Annotated in this window: 17 protein-coding genes, 1 tRNA gene and 1 other RNA gene; 11 read left to right on the plus strand and 8 right to left on the minus strand. The window is 40.9% G+C overall.

All coding sequences use genetic code 11. The features are described from left to right. The first annotated feature begins 149 nt into the window (after positions 1-149). From HMPREF9969_RS01055 to HMPREF9969_RS01065, 3 genes are all read left to right on the plus strand, one after another. Positions 150-362, plus strand: coding sequence for a hypothetical protein (locus tag HMPREF9969_RS01055; protein ID WP_009433829.1), 213 nt, complete (start codon positions 150-152; stop codon positions 360-362). A gap of 34 nt (positions 363-396) precedes the next feature. After that, on the plus strand, positions 397-1,977 hold the full coding sequence (locus HMPREF9969_RS01060; protein ID WP_009434087.1) for a fimbrillin family protein: 1,581 nt from the start codon (positions 397-399) through the stop codon (positions 1,975-1,977). A 234-nt stretch (positions 1,978-2,211) separates the two neighbouring features. Further along, positions 2,212-2,679: a DNA-binding protein gene (locus tag HMPREF9969_RS01065; protein WP_009434120.1), complete on the plus strand. Its 468-nt coding sequence runs from the start codon at positions 2,212-2,214 to the stop codon at positions 2,677-2,679. Between the two features lie 644 nt (positions 2,680-3,323). Here HMPREF9969_RS01065 and HMPREF9969_RS01070 read toward each other — a convergent pair. From HMPREF9969_RS01070 to HMPREF9969_RS01095, 6 genes are all read right to left on the minus strand, one after another. Beyond that, on the minus strand, positions 3,324-3,716 hold the full coding sequence (locus tag HMPREF9969_RS01070; RefSeq protein ID WP_009434195.1) for a PqqD family protein: 393 nt from the start codon (positions 3,714-3,716) through the stop codon (positions 3,324-3,326). Between the two features lie 79 nt (positions 3,717-3,795). Then, complete coding sequence (locus HMPREF9969_RS01075; RefSeq protein WP_009434146.1) at positions 3,796-4,287, minus strand: S24/S26 family peptidase; 492 nt, start codon at positions 4,285-4,287, stop codon at positions 3,796-3,798. A gap of 3 nt (positions 4,288-4,290) precedes the next feature. After that, complete coding sequence (locus HMPREF9969_RS01080) at positions 4,291-5,178, minus strand: hypothetical protein (protein WP_009434206.1); 888 nt, start codon at positions 5,176-5,178, stop codon at positions 4,291-4,293. Between the two features lies 1 nt (position 5,179). Then, the gene (locus HMPREF9969_RS01085) at positions 5,180-5,599 is read right to left on the minus strand and encodes a hypothetical protein (RefSeq protein WP_036894549.1); all 420 of its coding nucleotides are present in this window, start codon (positions 5,597-5,599) and stop codon (positions 5,180-5,182) included. A gap of 21 nt (positions 5,600-5,620) precedes the next feature. Next, positions 5,621-6,484 carry an RNA polymerase sigma factor RpoD/SigA gene (locus HMPREF9969_RS01090; RefSeq protein ID WP_009434031.1) on the minus strand — a complete coding sequence of 288 codons (864 nt, stop codon included), beginning with the start codon at positions 6,482-6,484 and terminating at the stop codon, positions 5,621-5,623. Between the two features lie 171 nt (positions 6,485-6,655). Further along, positions 6,656-8,128, minus strand: a complete 1,473-nt coding sequence (locus HMPREF9969_RS01095) for a S1C family serine protease (RefSeq protein WP_009434073.1) — start codon at positions 8,126-8,128, stop codon at positions 6,656-6,658. A gap of 620 nt (positions 8,129-8,748) precedes the next feature. On the opposite strand from HMPREF9969_RS01095, the gene rnpB reads away from it, so the two are divergent. From rnpB to HMPREF9969_RS12735, 5 genes are all read left to right on the plus strand, one after another. Beyond that, positions 8,749-9,133: RNase P RNA component class A (rnpB, locus tag HMPREF9969_RS12275), an RNA gene on the plus strand. A 90-nt stretch (positions 9,134-9,223) separates the two neighbouring features. Continuing rightward, a complete protein-coding gene (locus tag HMPREF9969_RS01100; RefSeq protein ID WP_009434198.1) occupies positions 9,224-9,652 on the plus strand; it encodes a hypothetical protein in 429 nt (142 codons plus the stop codon). Between the two features lie 21 nt (positions 9,653-9,673). After that, a complete protein-coding gene (locus HMPREF9969_RS01105; RefSeq protein WP_009434176.1) occupies positions 9,674-10,081 on the plus strand; it encodes a YkvA family protein in 408 nt (135 codons plus the stop codon). Between the two features lie 19 nt (positions 10,082-10,100). Then, on the plus strand, positions 10,101-10,286 hold the full coding sequence (locus HMPREF9969_RS01110) for a FeoB-associated Cys-rich membrane protein (RefSeq protein WP_004382722.1): 186 nt from the start codon (positions 10,101-10,103) through the stop codon (positions 10,284-10,286). 196 nt (positions 10,287-10,482) lie between these two features. Further along, positions 10,483-10,553, plus strand: a tRNA-Cys gene (locus HMPREF9969_RS12735). 77 nt (positions 10,554-10,630) lie between these two features. Here the strand turns inward: HMPREF9969_RS12735 and HMPREF9969_RS01115 are convergent. Both HMPREF9969_RS01115 and HMPREF9969_RS01120 read right to left on the minus strand, forming a co-directional pair. Then, positions 10,631-11,056, minus strand: coding sequence for a hypothetical protein (locus HMPREF9969_RS01115; RefSeq protein WP_232212629.1), 426 nt, complete (start codon positions 11,054-11,056; stop codon positions 10,631-10,633). 51 nt (positions 11,057-11,107) lie between these two features. Beyond that, positions 11,108-11,509, minus strand: coding sequence for an FKBP-type peptidyl-prolyl cis-trans isomerase (locus HMPREF9969_RS01120; RefSeq protein ID WP_009434107.1), 402 nt, complete (start codon positions 11,507-11,509; stop codon positions 11,108-11,110). Positions 11,510-11,681: 172 nt separating this feature from the next. Here HMPREF9969_RS01120 and HMPREF9969_RS12960 point away from each other — a divergent pair, with 172 nt between their 5' ends. The 3 genes from HMPREF9969_RS12960 to HMPREF9969_RS01130 all read left to right on the plus strand — a co-directional run bounded on the left by HMPREF9969_RS12960 (position 11,682) and on the right by HMPREF9969_RS01130 (position 14,614). Continuing rightward, a complete protein-coding gene (locus HMPREF9969_RS12960; protein WP_009434072.1) occupies positions 11,682-11,822 on the plus strand; it encodes a hypothetical protein in 141 nt (46 codons plus the stop codon). A 4-nt stretch (positions 11,823-11,826) separates the two neighbouring features. Next, complete coding sequence (locus tag HMPREF9969_RS01125) at positions 11,827-13,176, plus strand: MATE family efflux transporter (RefSeq protein ID WP_036894558.1); 1,350 nt, start codon at positions 11,827-11,829, stop codon at positions 13,174-13,176. Positions 13,177-13,486: 310 nt separating this feature from the next. Then, the gene (locus tag HMPREF9969_RS01130) at positions 13,487-14,614 is read left to right on the plus strand and encodes a metallophosphoesterase (protein WP_009434210.1); all 1,128 of its coding nucleotides are present in this window, start codon (positions 13,487-13,489) and stop codon (positions 14,612-14,614) included. Positions 14,615-14,905 lie beyond the last annotated feature (291 nt).

A 14,905-nucleotide genomic window follows, 5' to 3' on the forward strand; every position in this document is an offset into this window, starting at 1 on the left:
TTCTCGCGTACGCGCGCGCGAAGCGTACCGCAAACCCTGTAAACAAAGGACTTCTAGAAGTTTCCTTTGTTCTTTTTTTGTGTCCGTACCTAAACCGAAATATAGAGAAATTAAGCACGAAATAACAACTATTTTTAATCAATAAAACAATGGAGAAAAAGAAAGAAAAGAAGAACTATTCTGCACCTAATTGCGTAATAGTTCAGGTAAACGAAACCACTAATTTAATGGCGGGGTCTCCTTTTAATGGTCAGCACAACCCAGCAACACCTGGAGGAACCATCAGCAGTGCTAAGCAAGCACCAGCATGGCAGGGAGCTGACAATGAGAACGAAGACGATTTTTCCGCTTGGGAAGACTAAAAGAGAGTTATTAACAAAGAGAACTAAGTAAAAAATGAAGAAAACAATGAAACGACATTCATTCATCACACGACTAGAGTCTTTGACTGTCGTGTGTGGTTTAACACTAGCCTTTGCCTCTTGTGCGAACGATGATTTAGCACAGAACGGCAAGACTACAACTGACGATAAAGGCTTAACCGCATTCAGCACTGGCGAACCAGCAACACGTACAACCATGGAGGCAGATGGAACATTCTATTGGGAAGCAGGCGATAAGATTTGGGTTAAGGACGATAGCGGCAATTGGAAGCAAAGCAGCAACTCGCCAACAGGTAAGACAGCCTCTTTCAAGTTCTTAATGCCTGGTAAATACACCGCCAAATCTTCATACGAGGTTTATTATCCTGGCAAGAATGGTAATCAAGACCGAGTAACCATCTCTGCGAATCAGACACAAACAGAGCCTAATACCACAGCTCACTTTGGTGCATCAGGCGATTGCGGTATAGCCAAAGCAACACGCAACGCTACAAGCCACGAGTTTGAGTTTGCACTCGACCACAAGGCTGCTTACCTTGTTTTTAAGCCTTATACAAGCAATGATGTACTAAAGTATTGTTATCTCACGAAGATTGAAGTAACTTCAGATAACGATATTACAGATACCTATACCCTTGATCCAACCGCTGAGACAAATACAGGCGCATTGACCGGTACAGGTTCAGGAAATAAGATAGAACTTACAACAAAAGGCGACTATGGTAGTACATACCCAAATGGTTTCCCATTGACAAATACTTCTGCCAGCCTAACAACCAATGGTGCTTACATGGTTATCAAGCCAGGCACACACACTTTAAGAATCCGTTACTGGGTAAAGGATGTTGCGACACAAATAGAGGGAACAATTACCAAGATTATTCCTTCTCACACCTTTGCAAAGAACGAATATGTCAACATGGAAGCTGATCTGCAAATCAAGAACTACGACGGCGATCATTACTACATGTGGGATGCACAGCAGCAATATTGGTATGGTTACGAATGGACAAAGCATTTGCCAGGAAACACAGGTCAGCCAACACCAGATGGTAACAGTTCCCCAAATTACGCGCAGAGTAATAGTGATTCACGTTATTATAACGAGGGCAACGGTTCCCCTTTCTTCAATGCCACCCATTCATGCGGCACTCTCCCTAATGCCAACGAGATAATGTGGTACGTCACAAGTGATCCTCGGTGGGATGCAGATGAACTTTGGACATCTATGGGGCATTTATACAAAGGTGGTATGTGGTTTAAGAAGAAAGCATACATAAGCGGATTCAACGCTAACACAGCACTCGTTGGACGTGATTGGCGAAAAGAATTTGGCACTCCCACCCTAGGTAGGAGTGCATCTAGCACCCTCCCCGATGCAGCTGACGCAGGCAATTACTTCTACCTGCCCGCCTTGGGTTACTACTACAAAGGTCAACTGCAAGGAATTGGCATATACGGCTACTATTGGTCGTCTAGTGCTTCTAGGGGGGTGTCGGCGGGCGCAGTCTGCCTGACCTTCGATCACAGTGGAAACGTCGGTTATACCTCCAGCAGCCGCTGGCAGGGGAACAGGGTCGGAGCATTCGAGTAGTCCTTGCGATTGTTCGTAGTCTGTTTTTGTACCCAACGAATGGGTAGAGTTATACCCAGCGAAGAAGTACGATCGTACCCAGCGAATAGGTAGGGGTCTACCCAACGGGCAGGGTACGACGCTACCCAGCAGCTGGGTACAAGACGACCCAACTGCTGGGTATAAAACATACGAAAAAGGCATCAAAATGATGTTGATATATTAATCTAATGTTTAATTAAAAACCAGATCAAAATGATTGAATTCAAAGTTGCACCTCGTAAGGCAACAATGGGAAAAATGAAGGGTAAGACGGTGTATATCGCCGTACCGAAAGGTCAACAGAAGATTTCACCCGAAATGGTGTTGGAACGTATTGTTCGTGAGACTTCATTAACGGAGGGTGATGCACGTAACGTGATTATTACGCTTCGTAACCTTATCTTGGACTGTGCACGCATGGGGACAGGCTTAGACCTCGGCGATATCTTCTCTTTGCGTGTGAACGTTCCCTCGAAGATGGAAGAAAACGAGAAGGATGTATGCGCCAAGAGCCTTAAAGCTCCGAAGTTGACATTGACTTGGAAAGAGTCGGTGCGTAAGGCATTGAAGGAGTTGCAGGTGGATGTGGATAATCCTGCGAGGAGAAAACAAGGCCTCACCCCCGCCCCCTCTCCGAGTGGAGAGGGGAGTGAAGACCACACAGGACCACAGGCAGGGTAATACCCCCTCCACAAAAGAAAGCCTCCCCAAGCCCCTTCAGAGGAGGGGATGTCCCTAAGTCCGCTCATATATATTTGGCTATTTCAAACTGTATGCAATAAGGACATCCCCTCCTTCGGAGGGGCTTGGGGAGGCTTCCTTTTAGGAGGCTTTCTTTTTATACCACGGGAGCATTTTTTAGATTGATTCAGGGTATCAATCGTTCTGTAATAAGACAATCGATTATATTAATTGTGAAATTAATGTCTTTCAAAACTAGTGTATTAATTTGGTTCTCTCGCTTCCGTGGTACACTGCCTCACCCCCAGCCCCTCTCCTTCAGAGAGGGGGGCGCCTAACGGGGTGAGGCTTTTGTTTTAGACAGAGGAACACAATTCTATGTTCAAAACAATTTATCTTGATTAAAACGTCTAGTTTATAATCCTTTCTTTAAAGATGTTTGTGTAATTTGTGTATATTTGCAGTGCGAGAACCCGCCAAGCCTCTCAACGATGCTCAAATGTGCGGGTCGTTTTTTTATATACCTAAGCAAATAGTGGTGATATAAGAAAGACTATAACGACTCATTTACTTTCGAATGGGAATGTAAATGAGTCGTTATTATATATAAGCTAGTCTTGGTCTGGCTTGAGTCTAATCCTTATCTATCCAAAGATACGCTTAAAGAAACCTTTCTTTTTCTCTTCTGATTTCGTTATTTCCTCCTTTTGAAGATTGATATCTTCTTTGTGAAATTGCTCTTCTACTTTAACCTCAGGCATATCTTCACCCTCAATGATTCCAGCTGCAGCCCATTGTGTAGCAAGTGTTGTTACATCTTTTTTAGCTGTTTCTTCATCAATCTCATATTGTTCACAAAGGAGTTGGGTGAGAGTATCAATGGTGAAGTTGTCTAGTTTCTGCACTTCTTGCCATAAGTAAGCCGAACTCTCATTCATAGAGATGATATTGCTGAAGTCGATATTCTCATCTCCTTCTGCAACTATGATATTTTCTCCGCAGACTTCACGGAGGTTAAAGCCATTCTTTACTTTCATTATTGTTGATTACTTATTATGAGTTAATGTCTTAGCCTTATTTGTTTGATTGGATAGAGAAAGGAACTTTGTCATTTGCTTAGATTGGTCCGAACAATGGAATCCACAATCGCCTATAGGCGGCAAGGAGATAGCGACGAAAGGGAAGTAAACCTACCCATAGTTTGCTATATAACTTCCATTTCCACCCGTCAGTACGATCCATGGTCTTATGTCCTTTTCTGTAAAAACCAATGACTGCACCAACAATGTTCTCTCGTTTACAATGTTCAACACCGAGATTTCCGTCACCACGAAGCGTGATATTCTCTCCGTCTATTTGGTCAATGCGATGCAGAACAAAATGTTTTGGACCTATCTCGGCAAGGACTGGATCGCCAACCTTTATACTTGAAGGTTTTACCAGTAAAGCCTTGTCTCTGTCATTCTCAAGGAATGGACGCATAGAGAATCCCCGAAGACGCAAAGTTACATTATGTCCTTCGTTTAAGATCTTAACGACTTCCGGGATTAAATCGGCATTTGCAAATTGAATCTCTGTCGTTGTGAGGATTGGCTTTTTAGTCGACATTCCTTATTTAATTGCTATTGCGCGTTGACAAACCTCCGCTGCTTCTTTGTTTGGCAAGCAGTGGAGAGTATATATACGACCAGTCTCAACTATTTTAGTGATAGTATCACAAACAGCATTGTAGATGGCTGAATCCCATTTCATACTAGAGCAAGAAGGGAGGAGAGAAGCGAATGCTTCAATAGGAGAGGGCTTGTCGACAGAGTTCTCTTTAGCTCGGTCTATACGTGTGATTGCGCCTAAGCGAGCTTTAATATTACGATAGCAAGGAGTTTTTCCACTCCAAGGACTTCCATAGATCCATGCTTCTCCATCAATAAGTCTCACAATGGGATTATCATCATTCATGAGATCACTACCTGGAATATGACGCAACCACATGCTGACTTGTGTTGATTTTCCCGTTCCACTCTTTGCTATAAAAGCATATCCATAACCATTATTGCGTACTAAGGAGGCGTGGATAAGCAAGACTTTTCTTTGAGCACCCGCAAATGCAAAGATGAGCATCAGTGCATTATTAAGACCGAATGTACGCATATTGGTGTTGCCATTCAAGGCGCAATAACATTCGCTGAAATCCTTATTACATTTAAGCAAGCAACAATCAGCACCACTAATATCTTTGATGATGTATTGATAACTTCCGTCTTCAACACGATCAACAATGGTATCTCCATTACCAGTGTCAAAGGCACGAATACGTTTGCGTTGCTCTTTGGGTACAGGTCTTATTGAGTCATCAACAATAAGACGAAAGAAAGGTTTGTCCGATTCTTCCTTGACTCTAAAAGGTTCAAACGAGCGTAACAAGTGCATTCCGTTGATACTTGTATCACGGAATGTAATCTGTACATCAAGGTCAGCTACTCTAAAGTTGTTTACGTCCATTTTATGATTGTTGGTCGGGTTCAACAGGCGTGTACTTAAACTGACTATCTTTTAAACTCTTGATGGAGTATTTCTTTTTCGATTTCTCGTAACGTTCTTTTAGTTTAAGATACTTCCTTGTAGCATCTTTCTCGTTCTCTGCGAACATTGTTATACAAGTAGGATAAGCCTCCAAACCATTACTTTGTAAATAGTTGCGTAATTGATAAGAATAGTCTTCACGATTAGCCAAGAACTTTGTTCTGTTGTTTACCAAGTACGCATTTACTGTTTGAATATCCGTTAGATAGACAGTTGAATCGTTAAAAGAAGCAGCAAACCCAAACATATAAATCTTTGCTGGTCTATATCCTTTTGCATTACCGTTAATTACACATCCCACAAGAAGAGCTGTGACGATTAATAGTTGGCGAAGTCTCATTTTCTTATTTCTATGTTAATATTATTGCCCAAGATAAGCCTTGAGTATTTTACTATTTGTTTGTTGACGTAGTCGTCTTATTGCTTTCTCTTTTATTTGTCTTACGCGTTCACGTGTCAGTCCATATTTACTTCCAATCTCTTCCAAGGTCATCTCCCGTTGGTTGATACCGAAGTAAGCCTCAATGACTTTCTTTTCTCTATCTTCGAGGATATCCAACACTCTACCAATCTCTGCTCGTAAGCTTTCTTCCACTAAAGACTTGTCAGTAGATGGAATTGCATCATTCGGAATAACATCCAATAAACTACTTTCATCGTCATCATGAAAAGGAGCATCAACAGAGATATGATGTGTGTTTACTTTAAAAGCCTCAATTATCTTTTCTTCAGGAATATCTGTATCCTGTGCTATCTCATCTATGCTTGGTCTTCGTTCGTTTTCTTGCTCAAACTTGTTTAGCACTTTGTTTATCTTGTTGACCGAGCTAACTTGATTGAGGGGTAATCGAATGATTCTACTTTGTTCTGCAATAGCTTGTAAGATACTCTGTCGAATCCACCACACTGCATAAGAGATAAACTTAAAACCGCGCGTCTCATCAAATTTCTCAGCAGCCTTTATCAATCCGAAGTTACCTTCATTGATAAGGTCGGCGAGCGATAATCCTTGATTTTGATATTGCTTTGCCACAGAGACAACGAAGCGTAGGTTGGCTTTAGTTAGCCGCTCAAGAGCCTTACGGTCACCTTTTCGTATTCGCTGAGCAAGTTCAACTTCCTCCTCAATACTAATCATTTCTTCATGACCGATTTCTTGAAGATACTTATCAAGAGAAGCACTCTCTCGATTCGTAATCGATTTTGTGATTTTCAATTGTCTCATGTTGTTTGGCATTAACTAAAGTGATGGCAAATTTACGTAAATTCAATGAGCTGAACAAATAAAACGTAGAAAATATTACCTTATTATAGATAGAAATCCTCCTTTCTCATGGTTATTTTCAGGAGAAAGGAGGATTATCTTTTATTGTCTCAAAAGACTATAGCTAAAAGCTTAGTCACCTAATGGTACTGCGAAGTATGCTTTCTTGCCAGTTGGATAAATACCCTGTATGTAGAGTACTGGATCTTTGCTGGTTGAAGCCTTCTTTACGAGACCTTGTAAGTCGTCAATGCTCTTAACCATATTATCATTGACATTTTGGATGATGAAGCCACGATTGATACCAGCAGACTTCAACGCACCGTTATTAACCTTCAGTACTTCAAGTCCATAGTTGATGTTCAATTGCTTCTTCATTGCCTCTGTTACTGGGCGGAACTGACCACCAAGAACATCTATATCAGCTTGCTCGATAATCTTTGTAGTACCCTGCGCATTCTTCAATGTAATTGTCTTTGTAATTTCTTTCTTATTACGTAGATAGGTTATTGTAACCTTATCACCAGGACGTTTTCCATTGAGTGCCTGTTGAAGTTCAGACATGCGTGTGATCTTTTGGTTATCAAACTTTGTGATAACATCACCCTTCATCAAGCCTAGAGCTGCACCATTGCCATCCTCTGACATTACTTCGGCAACATATACACCTTCATTCGTTCCAAGATCTACATTCTTACCATCTTCCTTCTGTGCGTTGATATAGTTGAGAACGTCACCGCCTTGAATTCCTAAGGTTACACGCTGAACGCTACCATACTTCTTAATATCATCAACCACCTTATTCATTATAGTTGTTGGGATGGCGAAACCATAACCACTATAAGAACCAGTCTGTGAGTAAAGCATTGCGTTGATTCCAACCAGTTCGCCTTGTGTATTTACCAGTGCACCACCAGAGTTACCTGGGTTGATAGCTGCATCAGTTTGAATGAAGCTCTCGATACCATTTTGAGAAGCTCCTAAGCCACGAGATTTTGCACTAACGATACCAGCTGTAACAGTAGAACTTAAGTTATAAGGGTTACCAACAGCGATTACCCATTCTCCAACTTTTAGTTTATCTGAGTCACCAATCGGTAGAGTAGGGAGATTCTTTGCATTTACCTTCAATAAGGCAAGGTCTGTCTGTTTGTCAGTACCAACGATACGTGCAGAGAACTCTCTATTGTCATTTAAGGTAACTGTCAATTCGTCAGCACCTTCAACCACGTGGTTATTCGTTACGATATATCCATCTGATGAAATAATAACACCGCTACCAGTTGCCTCTTTCTTTGGTGTTTGAATCTTCTGTTTGCGTGAACCTCCGTTACCTTGATTAGGGTTGCCGAAGAAACCGAATGGATCGAAGAAGTCTCCAAATGGGTCATCTTGAACGTCTACTGTCTGTGTCTTAGAGTTTTGTACATACTTAATATGCACTACAGCAGGCAGTGCTTTCTCTGCTGCATAAGTGAGGTCTACTGGCTGACCTGGAGCTACAACCGGTGCTTCAGCTGCATATACTTTGATGAAAGCACCAGTGGAAAAGGCAAGAGCAGTAACACATGCTGCACCAGTCAAATACTTTGATAAATTCTTCATATACTTATTCTTTTATTTATTAGTAACTTTGTTATCTGTCAAATTGGCATTGTATGGAATGTCCATCAGACTTCTTTTGTGGATGCAAATATAGGTGCAAATTGTGTAAATCGGTTATTTTGTCAGTTATCTTTATCCGATTTTAACACTTTAATTTCGCTACTTAACGGCTCTTAATTAGAAGAATTGATAAATTTACATTCGTTCAGTTTCAATGCTTTTTTCTGTTATCTCTTATTCAATTCATTGTTTATTCTTTCAAGTTAGTTAATTATAACCATAGATTCTAAGTCTTTGTAAGTATCATCAAAGGACTTGATATCTTTATTATATATGATTTTCTAAGGAGAAAAAGGAGGGATGTTTAAACTAAGGTTATAACATCCTGATAATCAACAGACAATTTGAAGTATATTACAAGATGCTTTGTAAGGTTATAAAAGGTGCTTTCTTTCATAAGAAAAGAGTACCTTTAAAGATAAAGAATATGCTCTTTTCTTATGCTATTGAATAGTGATATGCAATGTAGTTATAGTTTGTGAGCCCTTCTACTTATATGAAAAAAATCAAAATATTTTGCCCGTTCCATGTTTTAATAGTATCTTTGTAACCCTGATAAGGCAGTGTTCCGGCTCTGTCGCTGGTATCCTTTAAAGGTACGAGAGGAAAGTCCGGGCAGCATAGGGCATCCTGCTTCCGAAAGTAGAAGCTATTGGTGACAGTAGATGAAGGTAGAAGAGAATGACCGCCACTTCTAATAGTGGTAAGGGTGAGAAGGTAGTGTAAGAGACTACCAGCAGGCGGGTGATCGTCTGGCTGTACCGTTCAGGAGCTGCAAGTTCATGTAAACCGTTGTTTGAGGGCTGCCCGCCCAAGCGTTAGCACAACGGAGGGTAGAATGCTTGAGTTACAAGGTGACTTGTAAACTAGATAAATGACAGGCATCTTCCTATTTATCGAAAGATGAGGAAGAGACGGAACCCGGCTTATAGGAACACTGCTTTATCTTTTTTATCAATTATGCTCCTTTAATCTTCCTTTATAGAAGATTAGCGTGGGTGAGAGTGTGACATTAGCTAAAAAACAAGTTTAATCATGAAAGATTTAGAAGAACAATATGTAACTGTAGTGGATGACTTCCAGCACGTTGTAGAGAATAAGATAAGAAATCACAAGGATGAAGCAGGTTTCCCTCAACGTCCAGTAGAGGTTAGCGAAGAGGTTCTTTCAGATTATTTGTTTGATTATCAAGCAGCTTTAGATAGCGAGGGAACCGAACGTTCACGTTATACTGTAGCTGGCATCTTATTATGTTTGCCAATCCTCGTAATGTCTGGTTTCCCTGACGACTCACTACCTTTCAAAGGCGTGTGGAATGTTTTGGCGGCAATAGCTGTCGGTTTGGTGCTCTTCTTAATCTATAGAGTAATCATGAAGGCAGTTGTTCGTAGTCGTGTTCGTCGTGCTAATCAAGATTATCCAGAAGCTAAAGCATACGTTGACAAAGTGATAGCCTTTAAGTAATAATTTTAATGTAATTGTAATATGGAAATACCTGATTTACAGAAATACAAGGACAAGTTCTCACAGCAGAACTTCATTGAGAAGATACAACGCATAGCCAAGCGAGCAGGAGCTAAGTTGGTTTATATAGCTTTGATTCTTTATTATCTCATGCAGAGTGACAAGGTCTCATTGAAAGACAAAGCCATCATCATTGGGGCTTTGGGTTATCTGATCTCTCCTATAGATGTTGTTCCCGATGCAATACCAATAGCTGGTTTGGCTGACGACCTCGCCGTTCTTCTCTATGCTTTAGGGAAGGTTTGGAGTCAAGTTGACGAAAACTTAAAGGATAAAGCAAAGGAGAAACTCTCTAAATGGTTTGATGAGGATGAGCTAAACTTCTCTGAAGATCCATTTGCTGAGGATGATACGAACGTTCCTGTTTAAGAGATAGAAGGAGGAGGATATGTGGCAATATATTGTTTTAGCAATAGTTCTTCTTGCGGCTCTAGCCTATGTGGGTTATAGAATTTGGCAAACATTTCAAACTGCCAAAGACCCTTGTCATGGTTGCGCCGGATGTGCTATCCACGACCAACTCAAAGCTAAGCGGAAGTTGAAAGGGCGCAAGAAGCCTGTATGCTTTAAGTAATTAGAAACGGAGGACTTCGCAAGTTAACCATTAACTGAAGTCCTCTTTTTAATACCCTTTAAGTAGTATTGAGCAATGCAACGTAAGGATGATTTTCTTATGCGGCATTGAAAAAAATCTTGAAAAGTTTGGTTAAACCGAATAAAGTACTTATCTTTGCACACGCAAAGCAAGATACTCCTTTGCTAACAACAATGGTGCTTGGGCCGGGAGGTTAGGCAATGGTCTGCAAAACCATGTAGAGCGGTTCGATTCCGCTAGGCACCTCAAAAAAGACTCTCAATGATGAGAGTCTTTTTTTTGTGCCGATTGATGATAAGGTGCAACGTATATCCGAATGTGAATTAATCATTCTTCTTCATCTCAAGACAAGATGACTTCTTCGTTAAGTGCAACTTCTTAACGAGTATAATATTCTTTACTTGCACTTTGTTTCTTCTTATGACGGGCACAGTCCAAGTTCCACGATAAGTCTCTCCGCCTGCTAGTGCCTCGTAAATGCTATAAGGCGGATTGTCAAACATTAAGGTTATTGTGTCTTTCTTTAGTTCCCACACTCCCTTACCACTTGAATACATGAGGTCGAAATGTTCTGAGTAACTGAAACTGCTGTCCTTACGTAGTGCTAGACGGCAACTCCCACTCATCCCCTTTCCCACCTTATATATATAGTGGTATTCTCCTGCCATGTTCCCGACAGTCAACTTTGAATTGCAAGAACAGAAGGATATTAACGCAATGCAAGAACCAATGAAAGTTTTAATCAGCATAGGCATTGTATTTTAAAAAGCTAATTGAAGATTACTTTCCGCTCTACGTTCTTAACCTATCCCAATGAGTTCAATCTCAAAGATTAGTGTAGAGAAGGCAGGTATATCCCCGTCTCTTTTCGTACCATATCCGTCTTGATAAGGGATATAAACACGCCAATGATCCCCCTTGTGCATGGCGCATAGAACTATTTGAAAGCCTGTAATCAATTCGTTAACACGGAAAGCCTCTGGCACTCCCCTTTGCCAACTATCATCGAAAACCTTACCAGAGATGAGGCTCCCACGATAATTACAAGTCACGATAGAACGTGACTGCACCTTTCCTTCGCCCGTCCCTTCTTTTATTATCTCGTAAAGAATACCATGAGGAAGAACCTTTATTCCCTCCCGCTGACTAACTTCTTTCAGATATTCCTCATTCTTTTGCTTGTATTCCTGTTTCTTTCCCATGATGGTTTAATAATACATTAATGTACGCAAAATTACCTAATATCTTTTGAATTCACAATTAATTCAATTACTTTTGCCGACTCATTCTGCGTGTATATAGCAATGTAAGTTAGTATGTCATGTTGTCCCTTCTAGTAGGAAAATCAACGATATAATATAGAAAAGAAATCTTATGAACTTTGATAGAGTAGAGAATGAAACTCGTCGGATGGAGCTTATCCGCGTGTTAGAACATTCCATAGAACGTTTATCCTTGGCTGAGTTGGAAGCTTTATATTACGACCTTGTAGCGAAAGACTATATTCGTGAGTGAAACAATGATGCGATTGGACGATAAGAATAAGGAGATACTCCGCCTAGCCTTACCTTCCATTGTGAGTAATATCACGGTGCCGCTGTTAGGACTAGTTGACCTTATGGTGGTGGGGCATATTGGCAATGAAGCCTATATCAGTGCGATTGCCGTTGGAACAATGATTTTCAATGTGATGTACTGGTTACTTGGATTCCTAAGAATGGGAACCAGTGGGATGACTTCTCAAGCCTTTGGACGTGCGGACAATGCGGAATGTATTGGTATATTGGTGCGTAGCTTAACCATTGGACTTGCTTTCGGTTTATCGTTCATCCTTGCTCAAAGAGGATTGGAATGGGGCTTATTACGTCTGATGAATACGCCTGAAGCCTCGTGGGATTATGTTGCAACTTACTTCCGCATTGTTATCTGGGGCGCACCAGCAATGTTGGGCTTATACGGGTTGACAGGTTGGTTCATTGGGATGCAGGACACACGTACACCTATGGTAGTAGCCATCTTACAGAATATAGTGAATATTCTTACTTCTTTATCCTTAGTGTTTGCCTTGGGGTGGGGGATAACAGGTGTAGCTACAGGAACGTTGCTCGCTCAATGGATTGGTTTTCTGGTGGCATTATTAAGTGCATGGAAGCGTGTAAGTAAGATTAATAAGGCGAGAAAAGTAACGAGCTTAGGGCAGTCTACTTGGGCTAGCTTGACTCACATTCTTGCCGTGAAAGGAGCGTGGATTGACTTCTTTCTTGTCAATAAAGATATCTTTCTTCGCACCTTGTGTTTGATAGCCGTTAACTTCTATTTTACTTCGGCGGGAGGAAAACAAGGTACAATGCTGTTGGCTGTAAACACGCTGTTGATGACCTTGTTCACTATCTTCTCTTACGTCATGGATGGTTTTGCTTATGCAGGAGAAGCCTTGAGTGGCAAGTATTATGGTGCTGGAGATAAGCAAGGATTGCGAATTACGATACGACGCTTGTTTGCGTTTGGCGGCTTGATGACCCTAATGTTCACGGGGTTATATGTGATAGGTGGAACAGGATTCTTACATCTTCTTACGGATGATGCCGCTGTCGTTGAGGCGGCACGACCTTACTTGCCTTGGGCTTGCTTGATACCAGTTGTAGGTGTGACGGCTTTCATCCTTGATGGAGTATTCATCGGACTTACTGACACGAAGGGTATGCTCTTTTCAACGGTCATTGCCATGCTATCGTTCTTCGCTGTTTACTTAGGGTTTAGGGGGAATCTTGCTAATGAGGCATTGTGGCTTGCCTTCCTTACTTTCCTACTGATGAGAGGATTAGCCTCGATGGTTTGGATGCGCTTTTTCACTAGGATTGATGTCTAAGGATAAGTGTGATAGCTGGTTAAGTTAGGTGTCAACCATACTTTATGTTAGTGTTCAATCGTACTTCAATAAGACTTACCGAGTTCTACACGTTTGTATAACGAATTATACAAACGTGTAGAATCAATTATACAGACGTGTATAATTCGTTATACAAACGTGTAGAATATCGGACTCTAACTTAAAGTAGGATCGCAGTCTAAGTATAAGTATGATGGACGATTAAGTATAAGTACGATTGCAGTTTAAGTATAAGTTCATTTGATGATTAAAGTAGGATATAAATAACGACTAAGTTATAATATAAATAATGGTAAAAGTAAAGTACAAAGGTAGAAGTATGAATGTAACAATGATAGTTGTTTTTGCCCTCATCCTCTTGACAGGTTGTGGGTATGTTGGTTGGCACGTTTGGCAATTATTGCCCTTGAGTAATGTTGGTAAATGGGTGATAACAGGAGCGTTGCTCCTCTGTTTCCTTAGTCTTTTTGCCCACTTCTTTATAGATCGGTTGCCGATGTCAGTTGCAACAATACTTTACGAAGTGGGCAACTCATCCCTCTTCATTGGTTTGTATCTGATGATGCTGTTCCTCATCCTCGATTTAGGGAAAGTTGCACATCTCGTTCCGCCCACCTTTCTGCGCAATAGTTGGATAGGGACGACTTCGGTGCTTGTTATCATCGTGGGGCTGTTCGTTTATGGTTATCTGAATTACTTACATAAAGAGCGTGTGCCATTGACTTTAAATTCAGCGAAGACAATGCACAAACAACATCGAATAGTCATGCTTACGGACTTGCACTTAGGTTATCACAATCGTGTGAAGGAGTTCCGTAAATGGATTGACAAAGTGAATGCTGAGCATGCGGAGGCGATACTTATAGCTGGAGATATTATTGATGGAAGTATTCGTGCATTACTTGATCAGAATATGGCTGCGGAGTTTAAGAAACTTAATGCACCCGTCTATGCTTGCCTTGGTAACCACGAATATTATAGTGGAGAGCCTCGTGCAAAGCAATTTTATAAGGATGCGGGGATTCATTTGCTGATTGATGATCATGCGCTTGTACCTCTGACTGATGGTGATACTTTGCTTGTTGTGGGGCGTGACGATAGAACAAATAGGCGTCGTGCTAGTCTATCGACGTTGTTGCAAAAAGCACCAAAGGGCTACTATACCATTCTGATGGATCATCAGCCTTATCATTTGGAGGAGGCAGAGCAAGCAGGAGTTGACTTTCAGTTATCAGGGCACACACATTATGGTCAAGTTTGGCCTGTTAGTTGGATAGAGGATATGATCTATGAAGATGCTTTTGGTCCTTTACAAAAGGGTAATACACAGTATTATGTTTCTTCAGGTATCGGTATTTGGGGCGGTAAGTTCCGCATTGGTACACGTTCTGAATATGTGGTGGCCGAGATTAAGTAGAAATGATTAGCTTGAGAGCGTTCATCGATTTTGTTGTTATAACTATCCTTCCTCTTGTACTCGTAATTATTTGCTTATGCGAGTGCTTCTATAAGAGATAGTTATAACAGCAAATAAAGTGAAATTTATAGTTGGGCTACGATAGGAATCTATCAAACTTGAATAAGATAATAGACGCAATAAGAAATCAATCCTCTTCTAAGAATCTCGTGTTTCCTTCAAGTATTTTGTAAATCTTTAATGTACTCTTTATGGTAGGATCATAAAACGAAAAGAGCGGCCTCTTACGAG

The organism is Prevotella sp. oral taxon 306 str. F0472, assembly GCF_000257925.1.
GTDB lineage: Bacteria > Bacteroidota > Bacteroidia > Bacteroidales > Bacteroidaceae > Prevotella > Prevotella vespertina.

What these genes read in the sequence shown, in the direction of transcription:
- HMPREF9969_RS01120 (WP_009434107.1), bottom strand. Translation starts at nt 11,509, where the DNA reads ATGGGAAAGAAACAGGAATACAAGCAAAAGAATGAGGAATATCTGAAA.
- HMPREF9969_RS01090 (WP_009434031.1), bottom strand. Translation starts at nt 6,484, where the DNA reads ATGAGACAATTGAAAATCACAAAATCGATTACGAATCGAGAGAGTGCT.
- HMPREF9969_RS01070 (WP_009434195.1), bottom strand. Translation starts at nt 3,716, where the DNA reads ATGAAAGTAAAGAATGGCTTTAACCTCCGTGAAGTCTGCGGAGAAAAT.
- HMPREF9969_RS01060 (WP_009434087.1), top strand. Translation starts at nt 397, where the DNA reads ATGAAGAAAACAATGAAACGACATTCATTCATCACACGACTAGAGTCT.
- HMPREF9969_RS01130 (WP_009434210.1), top strand. Translation starts at nt 13,487, where the DNA reads ATGGTAAAAGTAAAGTACAAAGGTAGAAGTATGAATGTAACAATGATA.
- HMPREF9969_RS01115 (WP_232212629.1), bottom strand. Translation starts at nt 11,056, where the DNA reads ATGCTGATTAAAACTTTCATTGGTTCTTGCATTGCGTTAATATCCTTC.
- HMPREF9969_RS01085 (WP_036894549.1), bottom strand. Translation starts at nt 5,599, where the DNA reads ATGAGACTTCGCCAACTATTAATCGTCACAGCTCTTCTTGTGGGATGT.
- HMPREF9969_RS01095 (WP_009434073.1), bottom strand. Translation starts at nt 8,128, where the DNA reads ATGAAGAATTTATCAAAGTATTTGACTGGTGCAGCATGTGTTACTGCT.
- HMPREF9969_RS01110 (WP_004382722.1), top strand. Translation starts at nt 10,101, where the DNA reads ATGTGGCAATATATTGTTTTAGCAATAGTTCTTCTTGCGGCTCTAGCC.
- HMPREF9969_RS01075 (WP_009434146.1), bottom strand. Translation starts at nt 4,287, where the DNA reads ATGTCGACTAAAAAGCCAATCCTCACAACGACAGAGATTCAATTTGCA.
- HMPREF9969_RS01080 (WP_009434206.1), bottom strand. Translation starts at nt 5,178, where the DNA reads ATGGACGTAAACAACTTTAGAGTAGCTGACCTTGATGTACAGATTACA.
- HMPREF9969_RS01065 (WP_009434120.1), top strand. Translation starts at nt 2,212, where the DNA reads ATGATTGAATTCAAAGTTGCACCTCGTAAGGCAACAATGGGAAAAATG.
- HMPREF9969_RS12960 (WP_009434072.1), top strand. Translation starts at nt 11,682, where the DNA reads ATGAACTTTGATAGAGTAGAGAATGAAACTCGTCGGATGGAGCTTATC.
- HMPREF9969_RS01125 (WP_036894558.1), top strand. Translation starts at nt 11,827, where the DNA reads ATGATGCGATTGGACGATAAGAATAAGGAGATACTCCGCCTAGCCTTA.
- HMPREF9969_RS01100 (WP_009434198.1), top strand. Translation starts at nt 9,224, where the DNA reads ATGAAAGATTTAGAAGAACAATATGTAACTGTAGTGGATGACTTCCAG.
- HMPREF9969_RS01105 (WP_009434176.1), top strand. Translation starts at nt 9,674, where the DNA reads ATGGAAATACCTGATTTACAGAAATACAAGGACAAGTTCTCACAGCAG.
- HMPREF9969_RS01055 (WP_009433829.1), top strand. Translation starts at nt 150, where the DNA reads ATGGAGAAAAAGAAAGAAAAGAAGAACTATTCTGCACCTAATTGCGTA.